Annotated in this window: 11 protein-coding genes; 9 read left to right on the forward strand and 2 right to left on the reverse strand. The window is 32.5% G+C overall.

What is annotated here, in order from left to right:
• The first annotated feature begins 19 nt into the window (after nt 1-19).
• On the forward strand, nt 20-10,486 hold the full coding sequence (locus MCJ_RS01360) for a hypothetical protein (RefSeq protein ID WP_012751496.1): 10,467 nt from the start codon (nt 20-22) through the stop codon (nt 10,484-10,486).
• A 54-nt stretch (nt 10,487-10,540) separates the two neighbouring features.
• Here MCJ_RS01360 and MCJ_RS01365 read toward each other — a convergent pair whose 3' ends face one another.
• Nucleotides 10,541-12,478, reverse strand: coding sequence for an Mhp366/Mhp367 family surface (lipo)protein (locus MCJ_RS01365; RefSeq protein WP_012751497.1), 1,938 nt, complete (start codon nt 12,476-12,478; stop codon nt 10,541-10,543).
• A gap of 120 nt (nt 12,479-12,598) precedes the next feature.
• Entirely contained in the window at nt 12,599-13,807 is a 1,209-nt protein-coding gene (locus tag MCJ_RS01370; protein ID WP_012751498.1) for a phosphoglycerate kinase, read from the reverse strand.
• Between the two features lie 185 nt (nt 13,808-13,992).
• Here MCJ_RS01370 and MCJ_RS01375 point away from each other — a divergent pair, with 185 nt between their 5' ends.
• From MCJ_RS01375 to rsmH, 8 genes are all read left to right on the forward strand, one after another.
• Nucleotides 13,993-14,319 carry a hypothetical protein gene (locus tag MCJ_RS01375; protein WP_041594505.1) on the forward strand — a complete coding sequence of 109 codons (327 nt, stop codon included), beginning with the start codon at nt 13,993-13,995 and terminating at the stop codon, nt 14,317-14,319.
• Entirely contained in the window at nt 14,273-14,779 is a 507-nt protein-coding gene (locus MCJ_RS01380) for a hypothetical protein (protein WP_012751499.1), read from the forward strand. The genes MCJ_RS01375 and MCJ_RS01380 overlap by 47 nt, the downstream gene beginning before the upstream one ends.
• A 441-nt stretch (nt 14,780-15,220) precedes the next feature.
• A complete protein-coding gene (locus MCJ_RS01385; RefSeq protein WP_012751500.1) occupies nt 15,221-16,036 on the forward strand; it encodes a hypothetical protein in 816 nt (271 codons plus the stop codon).
• A 141-nt stretch (nt 16,037-16,177) separates the two neighbouring features.
• Nucleotides 16,178-16,768, forward strand: a complete 591-nt coding sequence (locus MCJ_RS01390) for a diadenylate cyclase (protein WP_041594506.1) — start codon at nt 16,178-16,180, stop codon at nt 16,766-16,768.
• A 2-nt stretch (nt 16,769-16,770) separates the two neighbouring features.
• Nucleotides 16,771-18,210, forward strand: a complete 1,440-nt coding sequence (mgtE, locus tag MCJ_RS01395; protein ID WP_012751502.1) for a magnesium transporter — start codon at nt 16,771-16,773, stop codon at nt 18,208-18,210.
• 49 nt (nt 18,211-18,259) lie between these two features.
• Nucleotides 18,260-18,937, forward strand: coding sequence for a PQ-loop domain-containing transporter (locus tag MCJ_RS01400; RefSeq protein ID WP_012751503.1), 678 nt, complete (start codon nt 18,260-18,262; stop codon nt 18,935-18,937).
• A 945-nt stretch (nt 18,938-19,882) separates the two neighbouring features.
• Nucleotides 19,883-20,323 (forward strand): division/cell wall cluster transcriptional repressor MraZ, encoded by a 441-nt coding sequence (locus tag MCJ_RS01405; RefSeq protein ID WP_012751504.1) that lies wholly within the window; start codon nt 19,883-19,885, stop codon nt 20,321-20,323.
• Nucleotides 20,323-21,213: a 16S rRNA (cytosine(1402)-N(4))-methyltransferase RsmH gene (rsmH, locus tag MCJ_RS01410; RefSeq protein WP_012751505.1), complete on the forward strand. Its 891-nt coding sequence runs from the start codon at nt 20,323-20,325 to the stop codon at nt 21,211-21,213. The genes MCJ_RS01405 and rsmH overlap by 1 nt, the downstream gene beginning before the upstream one ends.
• Nucleotides 21,214-21,233: the final 20 nt, after the last annotated feature.

A 21,233-nucleotide genomic window follows, 5' to 3' on the forward strand; every position in this document is an offset into this window, starting at 1 on the left:
CTAACAAAGGAGATAAATAATGAAAAAAATCTCAAAAACTAAAAAAAGAGCTCTTGCCCTAGTTTTTGTCGGCCTCATGGGCCTCTCTTTTGGAACACTGCTGATCATTCCTTATTTATTAAGGAATTGATCAGCGCTGCAATACAGAGTCATCGATTTATCATCGCAAATTAGCGATGATAAATTAAAAGTTGATTTTAGCTTTAGTGACCAAGATAGTTATAAGCTTGACTATCAACCTCTTGATGTCTATATTTATAGTGATAGCAAACAAAGCAAGCAAATTGGGAAAGCAATTGCTACCTATGATGATTTTCGTCATGGATATACCTTTGTTAGTGATATGCAGCAACTCTCTGCGGGAAACCGTTATTATTTTGCCATCAAACAACAAAGTGAATATGCCTCTCGTTTTGGAGCAAAAAAATATTTTGGCTTTGGTGAGCATGTTAGCAATTTTGTTAATATTCCCGCCGCTGTTAACAACATTAATTTTTCTAAAATTAATGAACATAGTGCTCTCGTGCGTATCAATTTTGCTGATGAGATTAAATCATTAGAGGGCAAAACTGTTGCTCTTGAGTACTACTATTTACCAAAAGATGTTGATGCAAAAACTGTTGATAAAGCTCAACAGCGGGGAATCATTACCTCTTATGTCGATGCTGCCAAAGTTGAAAATGGCCATGCCGATTTTCAACTTAACAATTTAGCATCTGATGTTGCCTATTATGTCGCTGGTGTCAAACTAGTCGAAGCCGACAATGCCTCAGTTGAGTTAGCACCAAAAATTATGCAAGATGTCAAAATGGAGCACGACTATGCTTTTGCGACACAAGCCATTGATTTGACCATTGGTTCAATTTCGAGCACAGATGAGATCAATTTTGGGAAAAAAATTGTTGTCAATTTTAATCCTTTACCACTGCTCTCCAAATTAAATGGGCGTCTTGTTGAGCTCAAATATAAAAATTTGCTCACCAATGAAATTCACTCTGTTGTTACTCATTTAGAAAACAATGTAGCAACTTATAATTTGACAATTAATGGCAAAAATAAAATTGATTTGGGCTCCAGTTATCAAATTATTAGTGCCAATGTTAGTGGTGCAAATATTAATTTTGCTCCAAATGCCCTCAAAGAATTTCATACTCAAAATGGCATTGTTGATCTTGAGTCAAAAATTGGTGCTACTGAAGCACAAATCAATGTTACAATTGCCTCTGTTGACCACGTTTTGGGCTCTGAGGTCAATTTGGCAATCAACCCAGTTTCAGCCAAAGCGCTCAAAGCTAATTTGGTACACCTCAAAGATAATTTATACCAAGCCAGCTTCGACGTCTCTGGACTAGTTAACGATAAAGACTACACCATTGATCGTCTTTATTTGAGCCAATTACCACAAAATTCGATTTTTGCCAACAATATTGGCAATGATTATCGGCAAATTGCTTGATCATTGCCGCTTGATAATCCAAGAGTAGAAAAGCGCAATTTCCACTCTGGAATTAGTGATCTTTCGGCATTTTTAAAAACTATCCCCGCAGTTAGTGCCAATAAAGTCGTCATCAATGCCGGCTTTGATGAGACAAGTGCTTATTTAAATAATAAAGCACTCCGTTTTGTCTACCGTCAAGAAGGCTCTCCCACTAAATTATATAGTGAGGCCGCCATTGCTCTTGGAAACTCAATAAGTGTTGATATTGAGCAATTTAACTTCGGTCAAAAATATATCATTGAAGGCCTCGAGCTTGTTGACCAACCAGACATTTTGGTAAAATTGCTCTATGATCCAACTCCAAGTGGACCTTTTAAACTAAAAGAAAATGAATTTTATACAAAAGCTCGAGTTGATGAGATCAGCTTTAGCGACATCAAAGAAACTAGTGCTAAAGTTAAGCTGCACATTTTAAGCGCTAGTGAGCAATGAGCAAATCAAGTTGACAAGGTGGCCCTTGCTTATGGGAGTGCACCAGGGGTGGTCTCTTTTTCCAAAACTATTGATTTTAATGGAAATTCATTACAAAAAGATGCGAGCGGATTTAGTTTAGAATTTGAGCTTGACAAGCTTGATCGGCGTACTGATTACTACATTGGTGATTTAATTTTTGGTAAATTAAATCCACTTTTTAGTGGCGACAACATTGTCGCACTCAACAAACATTTCCGCACTACTTTTGCCAATGCAAAGGTTTTAACAAGTGACTTTTTTGCCGTTAGTCAAAATAGTGCCACCGTCGAAATTCGCTTTAATCCCGACACTGATGCTTATCTAGATGGCCAAAAATTTGCTCTTAAAATCAAGAAAAATGATGGTCAGGAACTCGAGCTTGGCGAAGCGACTGTCGAGCACTCTAGTCTACGAGTGAAGTTAGACAGCCTCGATCCTGGAAGCAAATATCAAGTTGTTGGTCTTGTTTATAAAGGGGCAAGTGAGAATAGTACTACCTCACAAGAAGACCAAGCTGAATTTGCAAAAATTAAATTTAATTTAGATGATATTCAAAATAAAAGCGATGTTTTCTACACCGAACCAAGTGTGGAGAGTATCAGCCAAGAAGAAAATAAAGAAGAATCTGTTAAAATTAATATTGGCCTTAGCTTAAAAAATCCTAATTATCAAACAAAAGCTAATAATATTAAATTAGTTTTCCGTAATAAAGAAACTGGTCTTGTTCAAGAAGCAAACGGAACTTTTGATCAAACTAAAAACCAGGTAAGCTTTGATATTAAAGGTTTAGAAAAATTATCTCACTATCACATTGAAGCGCTGACCATTGATCAACAAAATATTCCTTTTAATGCAAATATTCAAGACAGCTCTAAAGACTTTTCAACAGTTGCAACTACTGCAACGGTGATAAAAGTCGAACAAACCAGCAAGACTACAAGCAGCATCGGGGCAACAATTGCTTTTGATCCAACAAAAGATGCTTATTTAATTGGTGATAAAATTAAGGTGACCCTTTCACCTGAGAACAATCCTAGCGCAGAATCGCTCACCGCTGAGGCGACCGTTGATGATGAGCTCACCGCTGATTTTGTTTTTGATAGCAAAGCAATTGCTGGTCAAAAGTATAAAATTACTAAAATTGAAGCTCTAACCACTACCGATGAGAAAAAGCAAAAAGGTCTTGTTATTCCGCCAAAAGATGTTGGATTTAACTACAGTCCAAAAATTACTGACGCTGATAATACAAAAGAGTTTTTTACCAAAGGTGAAGTTGAAAAAATTGAGTATTCTAATGTTGCCCAAAACTCTATTACAGTAAAAGCCACCTTTAAAGATGATGAAGATTACTTTACTAGAGATGGCCAAAATGGCACTAAAACTGCAACACTTACTTATAAAAATACACGTAATAATGGAATTTTTACCAGCACTGCAGTTGTTACTAACAAATCTGCAACATTTAGCTTATCTAATTTAGATAAATATACTGACTTTGAAATTCAAAGTATCGATATTTATAACAATCAAGATCCTGCTGTCCAGTTTTCAGAAGTTGCAAATAATCAAAAACAATTTAACACCACAGTTGAAGATATCCAAGTTGCCGATATTACTTATTCAAATGTTACAAAAAACTCAGTTGATGTCAAAATTAGCTTTGATACTTTCAAAGATTTTTATCTAGACGGTAAAAGTGTTACAATTAATGTTCAAAAAGAAAATAATGCTGGTCAAAGCAATTCCGTCATCGAAAACACCACAAATATTAAGAAAGTTGATGGTAAATTTGAAGCTAAGTTTAATTTACAAAGACTTGATGAAGGGACTAATTTTAAAATTAGTGGTATTTCCCTTGTTAACTTGTCTGCCAAAACTTTAAAGGCAACTCATCAAAATCAAGCCAATTTAATGCCAGATTTTGAGGTAGTTAATCATTATCCAACTACTCCCGGTTATACTAGTCCTGAAACCAATTTCCAAGATATTAGTAATAATCAAGAAAGCATTAAGTTTTCCACTGATGGTGTAGTCCAATCTATTACCACTGAAGGCTTAATGCAAAATTCTACTAGCATAAAAGTTAGATTCCAAAATGAAAACACCACCAATGAAGATATCAAATTTAATGGTAAGATGGCTACCATTGTTTATACTAATCAAGACACTGGCCAAATTTATCAAGCAACAGCAACAATTAGTAACAATGAAGCAACATTTAATCTTACTAATTTAGTTAAATTACAAAAATATGTTTTTGAATCCATTACTATCAACAGAAAAGTGGGTATTCACCGCCTTGATCTCCAAAAAAACTTTGATGAGAATCAAAAAAACTTTGTTACTCCGATAAATACTGTCGAAGTTATCAATATTGCAAAACAAGCCACTGGTCAAGATGGTGCTAAAGTTACCATTAGTTTTAACAACAGTTTTGATGGAATTTTAAACAACAAATTTAAAGCTAAGCTAAAATATAAAAAGGCGCCAGGTGGGACACCAAATGGAGTTGAACAAACTTCTGGCGAAGTTGAGATCAAAAATTTCAAAGCAATTTTTGATTTAGCTAGCCTTGAGCAATCACAAACTTATCAAATTACTGGTGTCGAGCTTGTTGATAAAGGCGATGCAAATGGACTACAGTTATCTAAGTCAAAAAATACTGCTGGAGGCATTCAAGCTAATCCAATCGCTGTTAATTTTGAGTCTACCATTAACACAAATGCTAATAAACAAAAAGACTTTTATACACCTTCATTAATTTCTGCTATTAATAAAGGAACTCAAAGTGATAATGCAAGCAATAATATGGTAATCACCGTTGCCGATCCGCAAGGTGCTTATAAGAATATCACTACTGCTACTTTAATATTAGAAAATAAACGAACTGGGCAACTATTAAATATTAATAAGACTGCTGAGAATTTAGGCTCAGACAATCGCACTTTTACTTTTAGTGCGACAGATCTTGAAAAATTTGATGAATACCAAATTAGTGATTTACTAATTGATGGCAAAAGTGTTGGTTTTCAAAGAAAATTAACTGAAAATGACAAAAAATTCCGCACTACTGCAAACAGTGTTTCAGTGAGCTCTTTCCAACAAATTGACAAAGAAAGAAATCAAGCAATTATTCGCTTTAATTTTGATGTGCAAAAAGATTGATTTTTACCTAAAAATAAAGTAAGACTCACTTTTGAAAACAATGAAGTTAACACCGTTGGTAAATCAAAAAATAAAAGAGCTGTTAGTCAAAATTATGAAGCTGTTATCGCCGAAGATGGAAGTTTGGAATTCACCATTGATAAAGAGGAAAACTCTACTGCGCTTGATCTTGGAAACAAATTCGATGTTAGCAGATTAGACTTTATTGAAGAGCAAAATGGTCTTGGAAAAATTACTTATCCAAAGCAGACTCTTAATCCAAACATTTCATTAAATAATATAAATGGTAATAAAACCTTTAAAACTAAAGGATTTATTACTCAAATTACAAAAGAGAATTTAGCTTCTCAAACAGCTCAATTTCAACTTAAAATTGAAAATGCTGACTTAATTGGTCGAGCTGTTACCCTTTACTACACCGATTTGGAAACAGGGATTCAACAGCAACAACAATCTATTGCAATGCCCGCTGCCGACTCAGGTCAAACTGCCTTTACAATTTCAGCTCTTAAAGATCTCAACCGTTATTTCTTAGATCATATTGTTATTAATAATGGCGCTGCTGCCACTGGTGATAACCTCTTAGAATTTGATCAAAGTGTGCAAAACATTGATCGTGTCTTTTATACTACTCCAAATGTAATTGATGTCGATTCTATTGAAACCAAATATGATGCGACCAGCAAAACTGCTGTTGCAAGGGTTAAATTTGCCGATCAAGCTAGCCAATTTTTAGTTGGTAAAAAAGTAAAAATTAGTTATCAAGCAAAATTAAATGGTCAAGATTATGGTACAATTTTAACATCTGAGGTCGATGGCGCAAATGCGGAATCTGTGATTAAAAATGATGCCAGTGCAAGCTTTAAATTAAGTGGGAATGCAGCTCCAGTTAACATCACCAATTTCAACATTAGTGGGACTAATAACTATGATGCAGAGACCAACACTTATTCACAAGATCCAAGTGGCACTCGCGCACTTAATTTGACAAATGCTGGCTCTAGCTTAATTGATGGAATTAGCTACGAAATAAAAAATGTAGAACTTCTTGATAGAAATCGAAATAATATGGTAGAATTAAACAACACTGCCATTACAACTCGCTTTGCAGCTATTAAAAATCAGGGTGATAAAACTTTTTCCACCTTGCCAATTTCGGCAATTGCTTATGAGGTAAAAACCCAAGAGCGCCTTGATAAAGTCAGTGCAAAAATCTTTGTTTATTATTTATCTAATGAGAATTTAGAAAATAAACAAGACAAATTTGAAATTGCACTTTCGAACTTGACAACCAAAAGCTTTACTAGTGCAAAGGCAAGTGCTGTTGAGCAAGTGGGTGCTGTACAAGTTGGCCAAGGAGCAACTAATTTCTGAAAAGTTAGCTATGATGTTGACTCTTTAGAAAAAGCCTCACTGTACAACATTGACTATAGTGCTTATAACAATGACAATATTGGCATCTCCCGTTATGTAGATGGTACATTGACTAATCCAGCACCAACTGATGCATTAAAAACCCATTTTAGTACCCCCGGAAGGCAAACTAAAATCGTTGATGTTAGTTATAATAATGTCACTGATGATAACAACGCTAGTGTAACTGTGCGCTTTGACGACCCTGATGCTTTTCTGACAAGAAATGCTCTCCAAGTTAAGCTCAAATACAGCACTGTCGATGGTTTGGCACTTACTAGAGTCGATTTAGAGAGCAAGCCAGTCACTGTGGTCAACAATATTGCCACTTTTAATCTCAAGCAATTAGCACCGGCGAGCACTTATAAAATTGACGCCGTTGAAGTCATAGGGGTGCCCGATATTGTCGCTGGCCACAGCACTAATTTAAAAATTAAGCTTGTCGAGGAAAATCAGAGCCAAGCAGCTGATTTATCTAGTTTGCAGCCTGATAGCATCAGAGATAAAATTCAAGAAGACAACCAATACTACTTCCACACTAAAGCACAATTGGTTAGAGCTGAGTTTACCTCAACTATGGGAGCTCAAAATACAGATACCTCAGGCACACTAACGGTGACCTTTAGTGACAAAGGAAGTCATCCAAAAGCAACTAGTGGTTTTGTTGAATTTATAAAAATCGATCCTTTAGGTAAAAAACAAAATCCAGTAGTGGCAACTTCGCTAGCTACTTATAATACTACTCAAAAAACTATCAGTTTTTCACTATCTAATTTAGAGAAGTTGACTACCTATCGGGTATTGCGGGCAAGCATCGGTGGTGTTGACTACAGTAGATCTTTTTCCAATAGTGATCAATTATTTTTTAGCACAACAGCTGCAAGCGCGCAAGTGCTCAATATTGAACATATTGGATTAAAGACAACTCAAGAGAACAATAAACCAAACAGTGTCAGTGGAAAAATTAAGTTCGACTTTGGCATCATTGACAACTTTTTAGTCCAAAAAGATTTAAAAATAACCCTTATGGATGACACCCCGGATGCAACGGGTGGTCAACCTGCTGCTGCGCCCATTAGCATTATTGCTAGAGTCAACAATGATAATAAAGGACCTTCTGTTGAATTTAACTTAGCTGATGCTGCTCCAGCACTCAAAGCGGGACACCAATATACAATTAACAATGTTGAAATTGTTGGTCAGAGTGGCACAACTGTGCAATTTGCTACTAATGCTTATAATAATACAAGTGGGCAAGAGTTAATGCCACTAAAATCCTTCTGAACACCAGGAAATGTTAAAACTATTGCACTCAAAAATGCTGCTCGACCAAGAGAGCTGACCTTCTTGCTACAAATCACTGGTGATACAGCTGAGCTAAACAACAAAACTGTGGGCATCGAGCTTGAGCAAACCGGTGATAGAGTCTACTATGGAACAGCTACAACAGTAGGAACCACTGGTGGATCAACCACTAACAACCAATTGACAGTCGAGATTCCCGCTAATGGTCTCATACCGCTGAGCGGCTACACTGTCAAAAAAATCTTTGTGGATGGAAAAGAATTTCCAATTGATTTCAACGCTGTGAAGCAACACTTTACAAGCGCAGAGCACTTTACTATTCAAAAAGTCGAATTTGATGAAAAAAGCAACACTGAAAATTCTACCAAAGTTAAACTATTTTTCAATCCCGTTGATGACCACTATTTACAAGGAAGACAAGTTAAGCTCAAATATAAAAACACTCGTGGTCAAGATAAAAATGAACATCTTCTTGACACTGTTGCAGTCGTGCAAGAAAAAGGATCTGGTCAAGATCGCCAACTTTTTGCCGAATTTGATATTCCTGTGGTAAAATCTTATACTGGAGCAAATACTACTACAACCCACTTGTTAAACTCTAATATTTATCAAGTAACAGGGGCAGAAATTGATGGCTGAAGCCCTATTCATAATGTAAACCAGCCACCTACTTATGAATTTTCTTCAATTCTTACACCAACCTCTGCTGATACACTCAAACAATTTAGTACCAAGCTTTTAGCACCGACGATTAAATCGGTATCTATTGGTGATACCACCAATGTCGGCGGTGGTGAGCGAGATTATCGGGCTACCATTAAGGTTGTATTTGATGATCCGCTAGCGCTTGTTAATGAAGCAGATTTAAATAGTATAAAATATCATTTGTATAAACTTGATGACAGCGAGTTGGAAGCAACAAGAAATAGTCGAGTTCGATTTGAAAATCCAAGACTACAATTTGGTACTAATAATGTCGCTGAGCGAACTTTAAGTGTTGATATCGTCGGTGATGCCCGTCAGTGAAACGTCAAAAACAATAGGAATGGCGAAAATCAACTTAAATTTGGTATTGAGTTTCCTTATTATACTAATTTTGCAAAAAGTTCGACTGATAGGTCTAATATAGAGAAAATGAATGCCAATAATCAAGAATTGATGCTAAGTGCCAAAAAATACACTCAGGTTACTAAAGTTTCTGGCTTTATTTATGGGGCTAATGACTATGCCATTGAGCTGACCGTTTATGATCCTTTTGATCAGATATCAGTTACTAAACAAGATTATAATCAAGCAAAAAATCTATTTGCTGATAGATATAGAGCAGGTATTTCATCAAGTGGTCCTTACAGAAATAATCAAGAGCGAATTGCTAATATCGGTCAGGCTATCAATCAAAGAGGAGTTCTTACTACTTCTACTAGTGGGAATTATTCTACAGAAAGACAAACCAAATATAATGTTAAATTTAAGTGAAAAAAATCACTTCTTAACCTAAAAGGTATTGGACTAAAAAGTAATATTCCAGCTCAAAATTATGAACCAGTTTTTTCCGAACAAACTTTAAGAGGTGATAGAAATACATTGGCTAAACAAATTGCTAATATTCGACCTTCAGCTTTTGTTACAAATGGAGAGTTTATAGGTAATGGTAGTGAGTACCGTTTTGATTTTAAATACCGCGATGGAGTTCAATTTCAAGATTTAGCACCAGAGTCTGATTTGTTTATTCGCCTCATGGATGTCTCCAAAGTTGATATTAGCAATGGTCAACTAGTAAATAATGGAGATTCAACTTTATATAAAAAAATCTGATTTAATTTAACAGGTGCTGATAGTGAAGGTAAAAATTTAGCTGCCAAAATTATTCAACTTGATTTTGCAAACTGAAAAATTAATGATATTCCAATGCTTTTTGCTCAAGATGCTCCAGATGTTTGAAATACTTTCCAAACTATGTATCAATTTGGTTCAGTTTGATCAAAATGAGTTAATACTCCTGGAGTTTTAGATAGGATAAACCAAGGAGCTGCCTTTGCCCCAAATACTCCAGTTAGAAATAGTCATAGAGTCAACACTTTCATTGGTCGTGCTGCTACTTATCCGCCAGTTGATACTGATCAAGAATGAAGAACTAGAGCAGGGGCGCCTAACCTAATACGTGAGCCACAATTTGGGATTCAAAATAGTGTTTATAATTCTGAAACCGGTGATTTTAAGGTTTATTTCTATTATGATTCTGACAAAAGACTGCGTTCAATTACGCCAACTGTTGGCTATGCAATTTTTATCAATGAAGCAGGTGACACTTATTTTATTCCAAAAGCAAGTGGTGATGGAATTAATTTGGATAGCGATTTTAACTATACTGATAAATCAGTAACATTTAACTTAAAATCAGCTGCTATTCCAATTGATCAGCGACCAAAATTAGGTGAGCGTCTTTACTTTGCTGGAATTGGAATTACGCCATATTTTGATACAAAACTAGATGATCCAAGCAATGGAGTATGATCATTTAATAAAAGTACCTATGAAGCTGAAATTAAACCTGGAGCTGTTATTGATTTTGCAACAGTTTCTCTTAACTATCTATGACAAATTCCATTTTTAAAAAGATCAACTGCTGTTAATATTATTAAATATACTTAATTGAAAACAACAAAATATTTTTAAATCGCCATTTGGCGATTTTTTTAATATTAATTATTTGAGATAATGTTTTTTAATCTCGGAAACTAAATCATATTTGTTTGTTTTTAAAACAACACCAGAGGACAAATCGGAAGTTAAATTAAATTGATCATAGTAAATAATATCAGGTTTATTTGTATTTAAAACAATACTTCTGTTTAAAAAGGCTAAAGAACCATCAAGATTATAAATCCCAGATCCTGATGCTCCAGGACCATTAGTAGCAAAGAAAAATGGCACCAATCTCTTTGGATCACTTGGATCTTTTGTTATAAAAACACCTTTAAATAAATTCTTGGCACTTAATTTTTCTGGATAAAAGAGACCAACTTTTGTTGAATAATCAACATCTTGATCATCTCAACTCCGATTTGATATTTCTAGTGGTGGAAACTGTGATATTTTGTTTCAAAAGATTTCAAATTTTTTAAATTGGTCAATAAAAATACTAAATTGTTCATGCCACTTGCTATTTAAACCTTGAGTATTATTTCCAACTAAAAACATTTTCTCTTTATTTTTACTATAAAAGTCAATAAGATTTTCAACATCTTTAATAAAATTTTGGTAATCAAAGTAAAAAATTTCAACATCTTGACCTTTTTTATCAAAATTGGTTGCTAAACTAAAATATTTTTTATATAAATTAGTTGCATATTCATTAATATCGGATTCTCTGATAAAGTTTGCAACAAGGCGATTATTAACTTGTCTAGTACTATTTTCTAAAATATATTTTTGTAATCAAATTTCAATTAAAGCAGAGTTATCCAAAGTGTGGATTTTGCCATTGTCATAATAACGAGCAAAGCTAGTAAGTGATCCCAATCGTGATCTAAAATTTTGATTTCTAACTTGAATTTTCCTATTCATTAATTCTCAAAAAGTAGTTTGACCCTTTAAAAGATGAACAACATGGCTATTAGTAAGAAAAGCAGCTTTTCCATCTTTACTATTTAAAAGAATAGCTGTCCCTGAACTAAAACGGATATTTCTTTGATAAATAGCAACATTTTCTAAATCATCATAGCTAGGAGATTTAAAAGCAAAATAATTTAGAGGATAAAAATTCTTAATATTATTTGAATTATGATAAGTAAATTGCCGATTTTTAGCACTTATATTATTTGTAATTTGCATATTATGCAATTTTTGAGTATTATAAACAAATGCATTGGTATTTTTCTCACCTAAAAAGATATTCTCATTTTCCTGTTTTATATTTTCATCATTTATTTCTAGTTTAAAAGTTGAAAATTTTTGGTTTCAACCAATATTTTCACTTTTAATTTCTTGATTCTTAACAGAGTTTAGGCCAGCAAAATTAAAACCTACAACTTTTCTATTTATTGAATTAAGATTAAATTTAGTTGTATCAATACTTTTGTTATAGTAATCTAAAATATTGTTTGTAATTTGCGATTCTTTACTATTTAAATTTTCTTCTTTTTGACTAGTTTCTTGATCTACTATTTTTTCTTGATTAATATTTTGATCATTGCTTTTTGTCTCAGAGTTGGAAGTTATTTTTTTATCAACTAAGTTATTGTCTGCCTGATCTAGAGGTTTGACATTATTTAAATTTTTATTTGTCTCTTTATTTGTCTCTTTATTTTCTTCTTTTTTAGCTATTGTAGGTAAAGTTGACTCATTAGCTTTTTGTTCTTGTGATTTTATATTTTCTTTTTTAGGACTATCTTGTTGCTCACTTTTAATTTCTTGATCTAAACTTTTGTTTTGTCTTTGATTTCTAATTTTATTAACTTGATTTTCTCTTTGACTTATATCACTTTGTCTTTGATTTTTACTATTTTCTAGTGGTCTAATAAAACTTGACTTTTGAATTGGATCTTTAATTTCAGGTTGGCTAGCAAGTCTTTGACAAGAAACAACAAGCAAGGGTGTCATTAACAAAATATATGATAAAAATTTTCTTTTTTTACTAGTCATAATTTTTCTTTTCAGTTTTTAATTTTACAAAAAATTTAAATTAAGGGTATCAAAATTTAGCTTTTTTCTTTTTGAGAACCAATTTTTTCATTAAAAAAACCTCATTGGCGAGGTTTTTAATTAGTTTTTATCTTGGATATATTGTAGCCCTATTAAATCACCTTTTTCAATAAAAGTAATTGAAGCACCACCACCGGTGGAAATATGACTAAAGTGTTTTTGAATTCCTTGTGCCTCAATAGCAGCTACCGAATCACCGCCACCGATTACACTATAACAATTAGGGATGGAAGCAATAATTCTTGCTATTTGATTTGTCCCAATACTAAAATTTTTAAACTCAGCTACTCCAAGAGTACCGTTTCATAAAATAGTTTTGGCTCCTTGAAGATGATTTTTAAACAGTCTTATGGTAAGTGGACCAATATCCATTCCTTCGGCATCTTTTGCAATTTCTAGTGGATTATCTTTAAAATAAATTGGCTCAACATCAGCAAATTCGCGTGCACAAGCTGCATCAATTGAGAGAATTATTTTATCACGATATTTCTCAAGCAAGCCTTGTGCTAAATCAAGTTTGTCTTCTTCACAAATTGAGATTCCAATTTCATAACCTAGTGCTTTTTTGAAAGTATAGGACATACCACCACCGATTAGAACTTTGTCAGCTTTTTCTAATAGAGAAGAAAGAACACCAATTTTATCAGATATTTTAGCACCACCAATAATAGCGACAAAAGGTCTTTTTGGATCATCTACCACTTTAGCAAGGGCATCTAATTCATATTTGACAAGATAACCAATGGCAGATTCAGAGATATTTTGAGCAATTCCAGCATTAGATGCATGCTCACGATGTAGTGTACCAAAGGCTTCGTTGATAAAAACATCAGCTAATGAGGCTCAATATTTTCCAAGCTCAGGATTATTTTTAGATTCAGCTTTATTATTTAAATCTTCAAAACGGGTGTTTTCGAGCATTAAAATTTGCCCTTTTTCAAGCTTTGCAACTGCTTCTTCTACTTCTTGCCCACGAGTTTTATTGATAAAAATAACAGGTTGTCCAAGTGTTTCTTGCAATTTCTGAGCTACAATTTTGAGTGATTTTTTTGGCAAATCATCTGCAGATTTGATTCTCCCCAAATGGGAAAGCAAAATTAATTTTCCACCATCATTAATAATCTTTTTAATAGTTTTAATAGTGGCATCAATTCTTTTGGTTGATGTAATTTTACCATCTTTAATTGGAACATTATAATCAACGCGCATAATAACTTTTTTGTCTAAAAAAGAAATCTCATCAATGAATTTTTTGTTTTTATAATTCATTTTTTTCTATTCCTCCATTACGTATAATTTTGTTTTAAATTATAAACAATTATTTATCTTTAAAAAGAGTTTTTTTATTTTGTGTTAAAAAAGTAAAAAAAATAGAAAAATAAAGAAAAATAAACAAAAAAACTAATAAAATGTGATAAAATAAGTTGAAAATATAAATGAAGAGTAGTACCAATATGATAACAACAAATAAAATATTAAAATTTTATAGTTCAGAAAAATGTGAACAAAATGCCCACCCACCTACTTGCAAGTATATTCTTAGATTTGCTAAACAAACCATTGGAGAATATAGCAATTTTTTTGACTTATTGGTAAAGATTAACAATTTGAATTTAGCTTCTCGCCTTTGAGTTAGACAAAACAAAAAATTTCTTTTAGTTCTCAAGTTTCCTTTTAAAAAAGATTTAGCATCAATGTCTAGTTTAGAAAGAAAAGAATTTGTCGAGCAAATTTTTGCTAAGCAAAGTTCATATCAAAAAAATTGATGAACTACAGTATAGTGAAGAAGAATTTGAACAAATTTACAAGCAACAAATTGAAGAAGCAACCCCAATTGTTAAAGATCTCTCAACAACAGAACAATTTGAAAGAATTAGTAGAATTTTGTTTATGAGTGATTCAGAAGACAACGAACCAGTTGAGTGTCCAACTTGTGATCTTGAAGTAGTTTTAGAAGAACAAAGTTGCCCTTGTGAATTAATTGAAATTCAACAAGAACCTAAAATTGAAGAATCTCAAGAATTAGCAAGTGAAATGATTGAAGAAGTAAGTTGTTCTATCGATGAAGAAAAAGAAATTGAAGAAGTTGAAAAAGTTGAAGAAGTTGAAAGCGAAGAGCTTGGATGCACAAATTGCCAAAATCCACCAGTTTGCAATGTTGATCCAATAGCAGTTTGTGATTCTTGTGAAGTGGAAGTTGATGAAGCTAATGATCAAAGTTGCCAATGTAATTACTGCTAAGGGTTTGGAGAAGAAAAAACTCAACTCATTGACTCATACCAATGCAACTGCAATCATTGTCAAGATAGCTCAACAGAAGACATCTTTGCTAACTTAGTTCTACCTCAAATTGAACAAAAAGCTCCTATTCAGGAAACTCCAAGCTATGATTTTTCTAATTTAGAATACCACTGTGCTTGTCAAGATTGTTATACTGAAGCAGCTAGTGTTGTTGAGCAAAGTGAGCAAAAGCCAGTTGTAGAAACTCCAGAAGTTAAAGAAATTGTTTTTGAGCAACCTGAAGAAATCCAAACTTTTGATGAAGCTTTCTATACTTGCCAATGTGCATATTGTATTGGTGATAAAATTGATGAACCACTTGATGAGAGTGACTTCGAAGAAGATTTTAGTCCACATGTTTGCCCTTGTGATTACTGCAATGGTTTAAAAGAGGAGGCCCCATTGATTGAAGAAGAAATTGTTGAAAACCCAGTTAGCCAAGAAGAGCAAGTTTTAGTAGATGAAAATATTATAATTCCTAATGAGACTGCACCGCTTGATTTGCCAACTGATAGCCACATTCATGCCGATGAGTTAGAATCTAGTCATTTTGATTACCAAAATTGTTCACATTTAACTGTTTTAGATGAAGAGCCAGCTGATTACCAAGAAAGTAAGCTTCCAGAACTTCAAGAAATGATGGAAGACAAACCACTTGAGCCACAAATGGATTTAGAATGTCCTGCATGTCTTCACGTTGCAAGTTGTCCAATTTGTCAAAAATATGAAGCATACCTACTTGAAGCACAACATTGTCCAGCTTGTTTAGATCTTTTCTATAAAAAAGGAATTGCTCTTGATGAAATTATTCCAACTTGCAAATTAGAATCTTGTCCTTTTGGAGATCATCAAGAATTACTTCATTTAGCACCAGATGCTGCAAGATTTGGAGTTGTTTATCAAAGTGAGTCTACTACTAATAGTCAAAACTATGACGAGCTTATCGCCGGTGATGCTGTTAATACCAAACGTGGATTTGGTGGTGGTGGACAAGGAAGTGGTGGATCCAGTCGCTTTGTAGTCGATGATGCTACAAAAGTTGTTGCCGCAGTTACTAGTGAGACCAAAGATGATGAAGAAGTTGTTATTGTTACTACAGAAAAATCTTCATTCTGAGGACTACCATCATACATTCTCTACTTCATTATCTTTGCATTAATTGCTGCAATTATTATCGCTGTTATTATGTTGTTTGTTTTTGGAGCCAGTCTCTTTTAATTAAAAATAATTCAAATTATTAAATAATTTTTCAAACCAAGATTAATTCTTGGTTTTTTTAATAAAAAAAATAAAAAATTTTGAAAAATTAAAAAAAGTATATAATATTATAGGAAGAAAAAAAGTATTGGAGGTAACAAAATGGAGCAAATAAGTATTGCCACATTAGTTTTAGTTATAATATCATTGGTTCTAATTCTTATTTTTAGTGCCTTTTTTTCGTATATACATATTCGCAGTTTGCTTAAAAACAAAGTAAAAGCTAGTTTTAATGATTTAGGAATTACAACTCAAAAAAAAATTATTTATGAGTTGTTTTATGCCGCTCGTTTTTTATCTAAAAATAAAATTGGCGCTCTTATTACTATTCAGCAAAGTGATTTATTAGATGATTTTCGCACCGATGGTGTAACTATTGATGCCAAAATTACTGCATCGCTTTTAATTGCTATTTTTCAAAAAAATTCTCCTCTTCATGATGGAGCAGTTGTCATTGTTGATGATCGAATTTTGTATGCATCAACATATTTTAGTGTCTCTGATTCCAATTTGTCTGACCGTTATGGAGCGCGCCACCGGGCTGCCTTAGGAATTGCAGAACAATCAGACTCGGTCACCATTGTTATTTCAGAACAAACTGGTGAGATAATCATTGCGCACAAAGGGAATTTTTTGAAAGTTACTAACTTAGAAATGTTTGGCGATATTCTTGAAAAAGAAATAAATAGTTAATTATGAATGTTCTTTACAATTTAGTAATTAACAAACAAGTCAATCAAGTTAGAAACTATACACAAGAAATTCCCCTACAAGAAGTTGCTGAGGAAGTTAGCAAATTCAACACTTTTGACCGATTATTGTTTTTCCGCATGTTGGATACCGAAACTGCAGGTGAGATTTTTAGCTACTTTTCTTTAGAAATTCAAGAAGAAATCATTAGTGGTTTACCAGATCATATCATGGATCAACTTTTAGATGAGCTCTATATTGATGAAATTGCTGGTTTGATCGATGAAGTTCCTGATAATGTTGCTAAGAGGATCTTACATAATATTGACTCCGAAACTCGAAAAAAAGTTAATTTATTACTTCGCTACAGCGATGATCAAATTGGCTCTTTTATGTCAGTTGACATTGTCTACCTTAATAATGATAGCACTTGTAAACAAGCTCTTGAAAAAATTCGCAAATATAAAGATATTGCTGAATTAGTCCATTATTACTATGTAGTTGATAGTCATAAAAGACTTGTCGGTGCGGTCACACTTGAAGATATTGTCTTTAGCGAACCTAATTTACCAATTAGCCAGATATTATTTGTAGTACCCTTTTTAAATACTAGTGATAACAAAGAAGTAGCTGCTAGTATTTTTGCCAAAAACGATTTTTCAGTACTTCCTGTGGTAAATTCTGCAAACAAGTTAATTGGAATGGTAACAAGTGATGACATCATTGAAATTGTTCAAGAAGAAGCAACATCTGATATGTATAAATTAGCTGGTATTTCTTCTAAAGAAATTGATGATTCCTATATTAAAAGAAGTGTCTTACAAATTGTTAAATCTAGAATTTTTTGACTTATTATTTTAATGTTTGGTTCTACATTATCACAATATATTATTCAACAGTTCACAGATGTAATTGATAATGGTCAAGTTTTTAAGACACTTGGACTCTCAGCTTTTGTTAGTACGATTGTTTCCATGATTCCGGTTATCTCAGGAGCGGCAGGTAATGCTGGTTCGCAATCAGCTACTACCATTGTGCGTGTACTTTCACTAAACAATATTGAGGGTAAATCTTTTTTTAAAAAAGTTTTAACTAAAGAAATATCAGTTGGCTTTTTAATTGGCTTTACCTTAATGGTCTTTAATTTTTTACGATTAATTATTTATTTTTTAATTTCGGGTGAACTTTTTAATAACAATCCACTTTCTAACAATTCTTTTTTTAGTACTCGCGATTATATTTTGATAATTTCATTAGCTTCATCAATTAGTTTGTTGTTAGTTATAGTTTTTTCCAAAATTCTTGGAGCAACAATTCCCTTAATTGCACAAAGATTTAATCGTGATCCAGCTGTTATGTCTGCTCCTGTTTTGGCCACATTGACAGATTCAATTTCGACTTTTATTTTTTTTGGAATAACTATTTTGGTTTTTTTAATTATTTAGTGTAAAATATCTTTTTTAAAATAAAACAAATTTAAAAAGGATTTTACTTATGACTATAGCAATTGATGTAATTGGTTGATTTGCCACAGTGTTAACTGCGATTGTCGGAATTCCTATGGTAGTCGATACATTTAGAAATAAAAAAGTTAATCATGTTCCAATTTTAAGTTGGTGAATTTATTATCTAGGTATTTTTTTCTATGCAGTTTTTGGTTTATTGCAAAGAAGTAATCAAATTATTTTTACGCAATTATTTAGTGGGCTAACAACTACAATTTTTATTAGCCAATTTAGTATTTATAAAAATGCCAATCGACAAATAAGTGTTGTAGCTAAATTTTCATCGCTAATAACTGCATTTTTAGTATTTGCAAGCATCGTAGCAATCGCAATTGCCCACTTTAGTGTTAAAAATATTTCATCTAATGGTGTTGATATTGTTGCATTATTAGCAGGCTTATTTATTGGAGTAGCATTTTTACCACAAACCATATTGGGTATTAAAAATAAAACTCTTTTCAATATCCCAATATTTTTCATTGTTGATCTTGTAATTTTTAATAGCTTATGAGATATTTTCTACCTACTACAATTGGGTGTAATTCCAGTTTCAGCTATTGTGCTACAATCTATTGGTCTTGCTATCGCAGTTATCCAAATGACATTTTACTTTATCCAACTATTTGACAAAAAAGTGAATCCCAAACTAAAAATTGTTTGAATTTAGCAAACAGTTTTTGCATAAAAGCCATATTTATGGCTTTTTTAATTTTTAAATTACTACCCAAATCAAACCACAAATTCTCATTGAAGATGCCATCAATTCCGAGTTATCATTCCCTTGCTAATCGGTTATACCTTCGCAGTTTACGATCCACTTCACTATCTAAAAAAAAGAAGTGGATCTTTTTCATATCCAACGGCACAAAATTTTTACTATCTATTAACACCATTTTCAACATTTAATGCTGCTATTAAATTTGAAGATGCATCTTATAGTATAAATCCAGGTCTTAACAGCATTATTTTGTTGGTACTCGAAGGATGGCTACTACTAACCAAGGCATGCAAACCCAAACAATTATTTTCGTGGTAGATATACAAGAAATGATCTTAATGCACCTTTAGCTCTACTTGGAATTTGAGGCCACTTTTCTACTAAAGGAAATACTTCGGAGCATACTGACGCCGTTGCTAGTGCTATTTACTACCAACCTGATACACACTACATCACAACTATAAAGCTAATAAAGTGATAAAAATTATAAACAACTAGTAAAAAGTAGAGATGAAAAAAATTTCAAAAACTAAAAGAAAAGCGCTTGCTTGGTTTTTGTTGGAATATTTTTCAACTTACTAAACCAACTAGTTTAAACTAGAAGACTACTAATTTTGCAAATAACATGACCACTACCTCTTTTATTTTAACTTTTTTACTTTTGTTTTGCCTCACTATTATAATATATTTTTTGAAAACAGTCAATAATTTTTTATTTTGCCTGTGCTATCAAAAAAAGTTAATGCTTTTTCTAATATTTTTTGCTCAAAACTGATTTTTGGCTTTAATTTTGTTGTTAATGTGTTTTTTGCAAAAAAAAAAAAAAAAAAGATATTTCACTAACAATAATTTAAAAAGGTGTATAATAGTGGTAGATAGTGGGTTAAAATAGATATGTTTGGAACCTCTTTGAGAATACTTGATGAAAAAAATAGAATTGTAATTCCGCCCTCTTTTAGGGAAAATTTAGGAACTGAATTTTATATTTCTATTAATCTAGACCAACTTCTTGAAATTAGAAACCAAGCAGAATTTGATGCCATTATTGAAAAAATAACAAAAGCTAATTCACTAAATAAAAATTTACGTAATTTTGCGCGTTATTTTTTAGGTAATAGTGTTAAAGTATCTATTGACAAACAAGGTAGATTTTTGATTCCAAAACATCTTCTTGATTTGGCTGCTATCGATAAAAAATTATATTTAGTTGGAGTTGGTAAAAAAATTGAAATCTGACCTCAACAAAAGTATGAAGCCTTTAATACTTGATTCCAAAACAAGGATAATATTGTGGAACTAGAAGAAGAATTGATTAATTCTGGAGTAGAGCTCTAATGCATATTCCGGTGCTAATTGATTCTTTAATAGAAAATTTAAATATTAGAGAAGATGGCATTTATGTAGATTTAACCCTTGGTAGAGGGGGACATGCAGCTGCTATTTTATCTAAGCTTACAACAGGTCTTTTAATTGTTTTTGATAAAGATGAAAAAGCTATCGAAGAAAGCAAAGAAAGATTACTAGCTATATCCAAAAATGTTATTTTTATTTGAGAAGATTTTCGTAATTTTGCTGTGGAGTTAGAAAAACGGCAAATTTATAAAGTAGATGGTTTTATTATGGATTTAGGTGTTTCTTCGCCACAAATCGATCAAGGTGAGCGGGGATTCTCTTATACCAAAAATGCTCGTTTAGATATGAGGATGAATCAAAATCAAGAATTAGATGCTCACCATGTTGTTAATAATTATAATCAAGATTTGTTAACCAAAGTTTTACAAAATTATGGTGAGCTTAAAAATGCTCGTTCGTTAACTAAAGCAATAATTGATTCACGCCCAATTAATACTACTTTTGAACTTGTTAATTTAATTAGAAGTAGTAGTCCAGCTGCTTTATTGCGCAAGAAAAATATTGTAAAAAATGTTTTTCAAGCAATACGAATTGAAGTAAATGATGAATTGGGAGCTCTTGAAGCTTTCCTTAGTTTGTTTATAAGTTATTTAAAACAGGACTCCCAAGTAGCAATTATTACTTTTCATTCTCTTGAAGATAGAATAGTTAAAATGAAGTTTAAATCATTGTTAATTTCTAGTAAAACTCATTTGTTTGATCCTAGAGCTCAACAATTTAGTGTCAAAACAATTAAACCTAGTACATCAGAAATTCAGTTAAATAAGAGATCTAAAAGTGCTAAGTTAAGAATTTTAAGTAAGAATTATTAGGAGAGGCTAACATGGGAAAA

The organism is Mesomycoplasma conjunctivae, from assembly GCF_000026765.1.
GTDB lineage: Bacteria > Bacillota_I > Bacilli_A > Mycoplasmatales > Metamycoplasmataceae > Mesomycoplasma > Mesomycoplasma conjunctivae.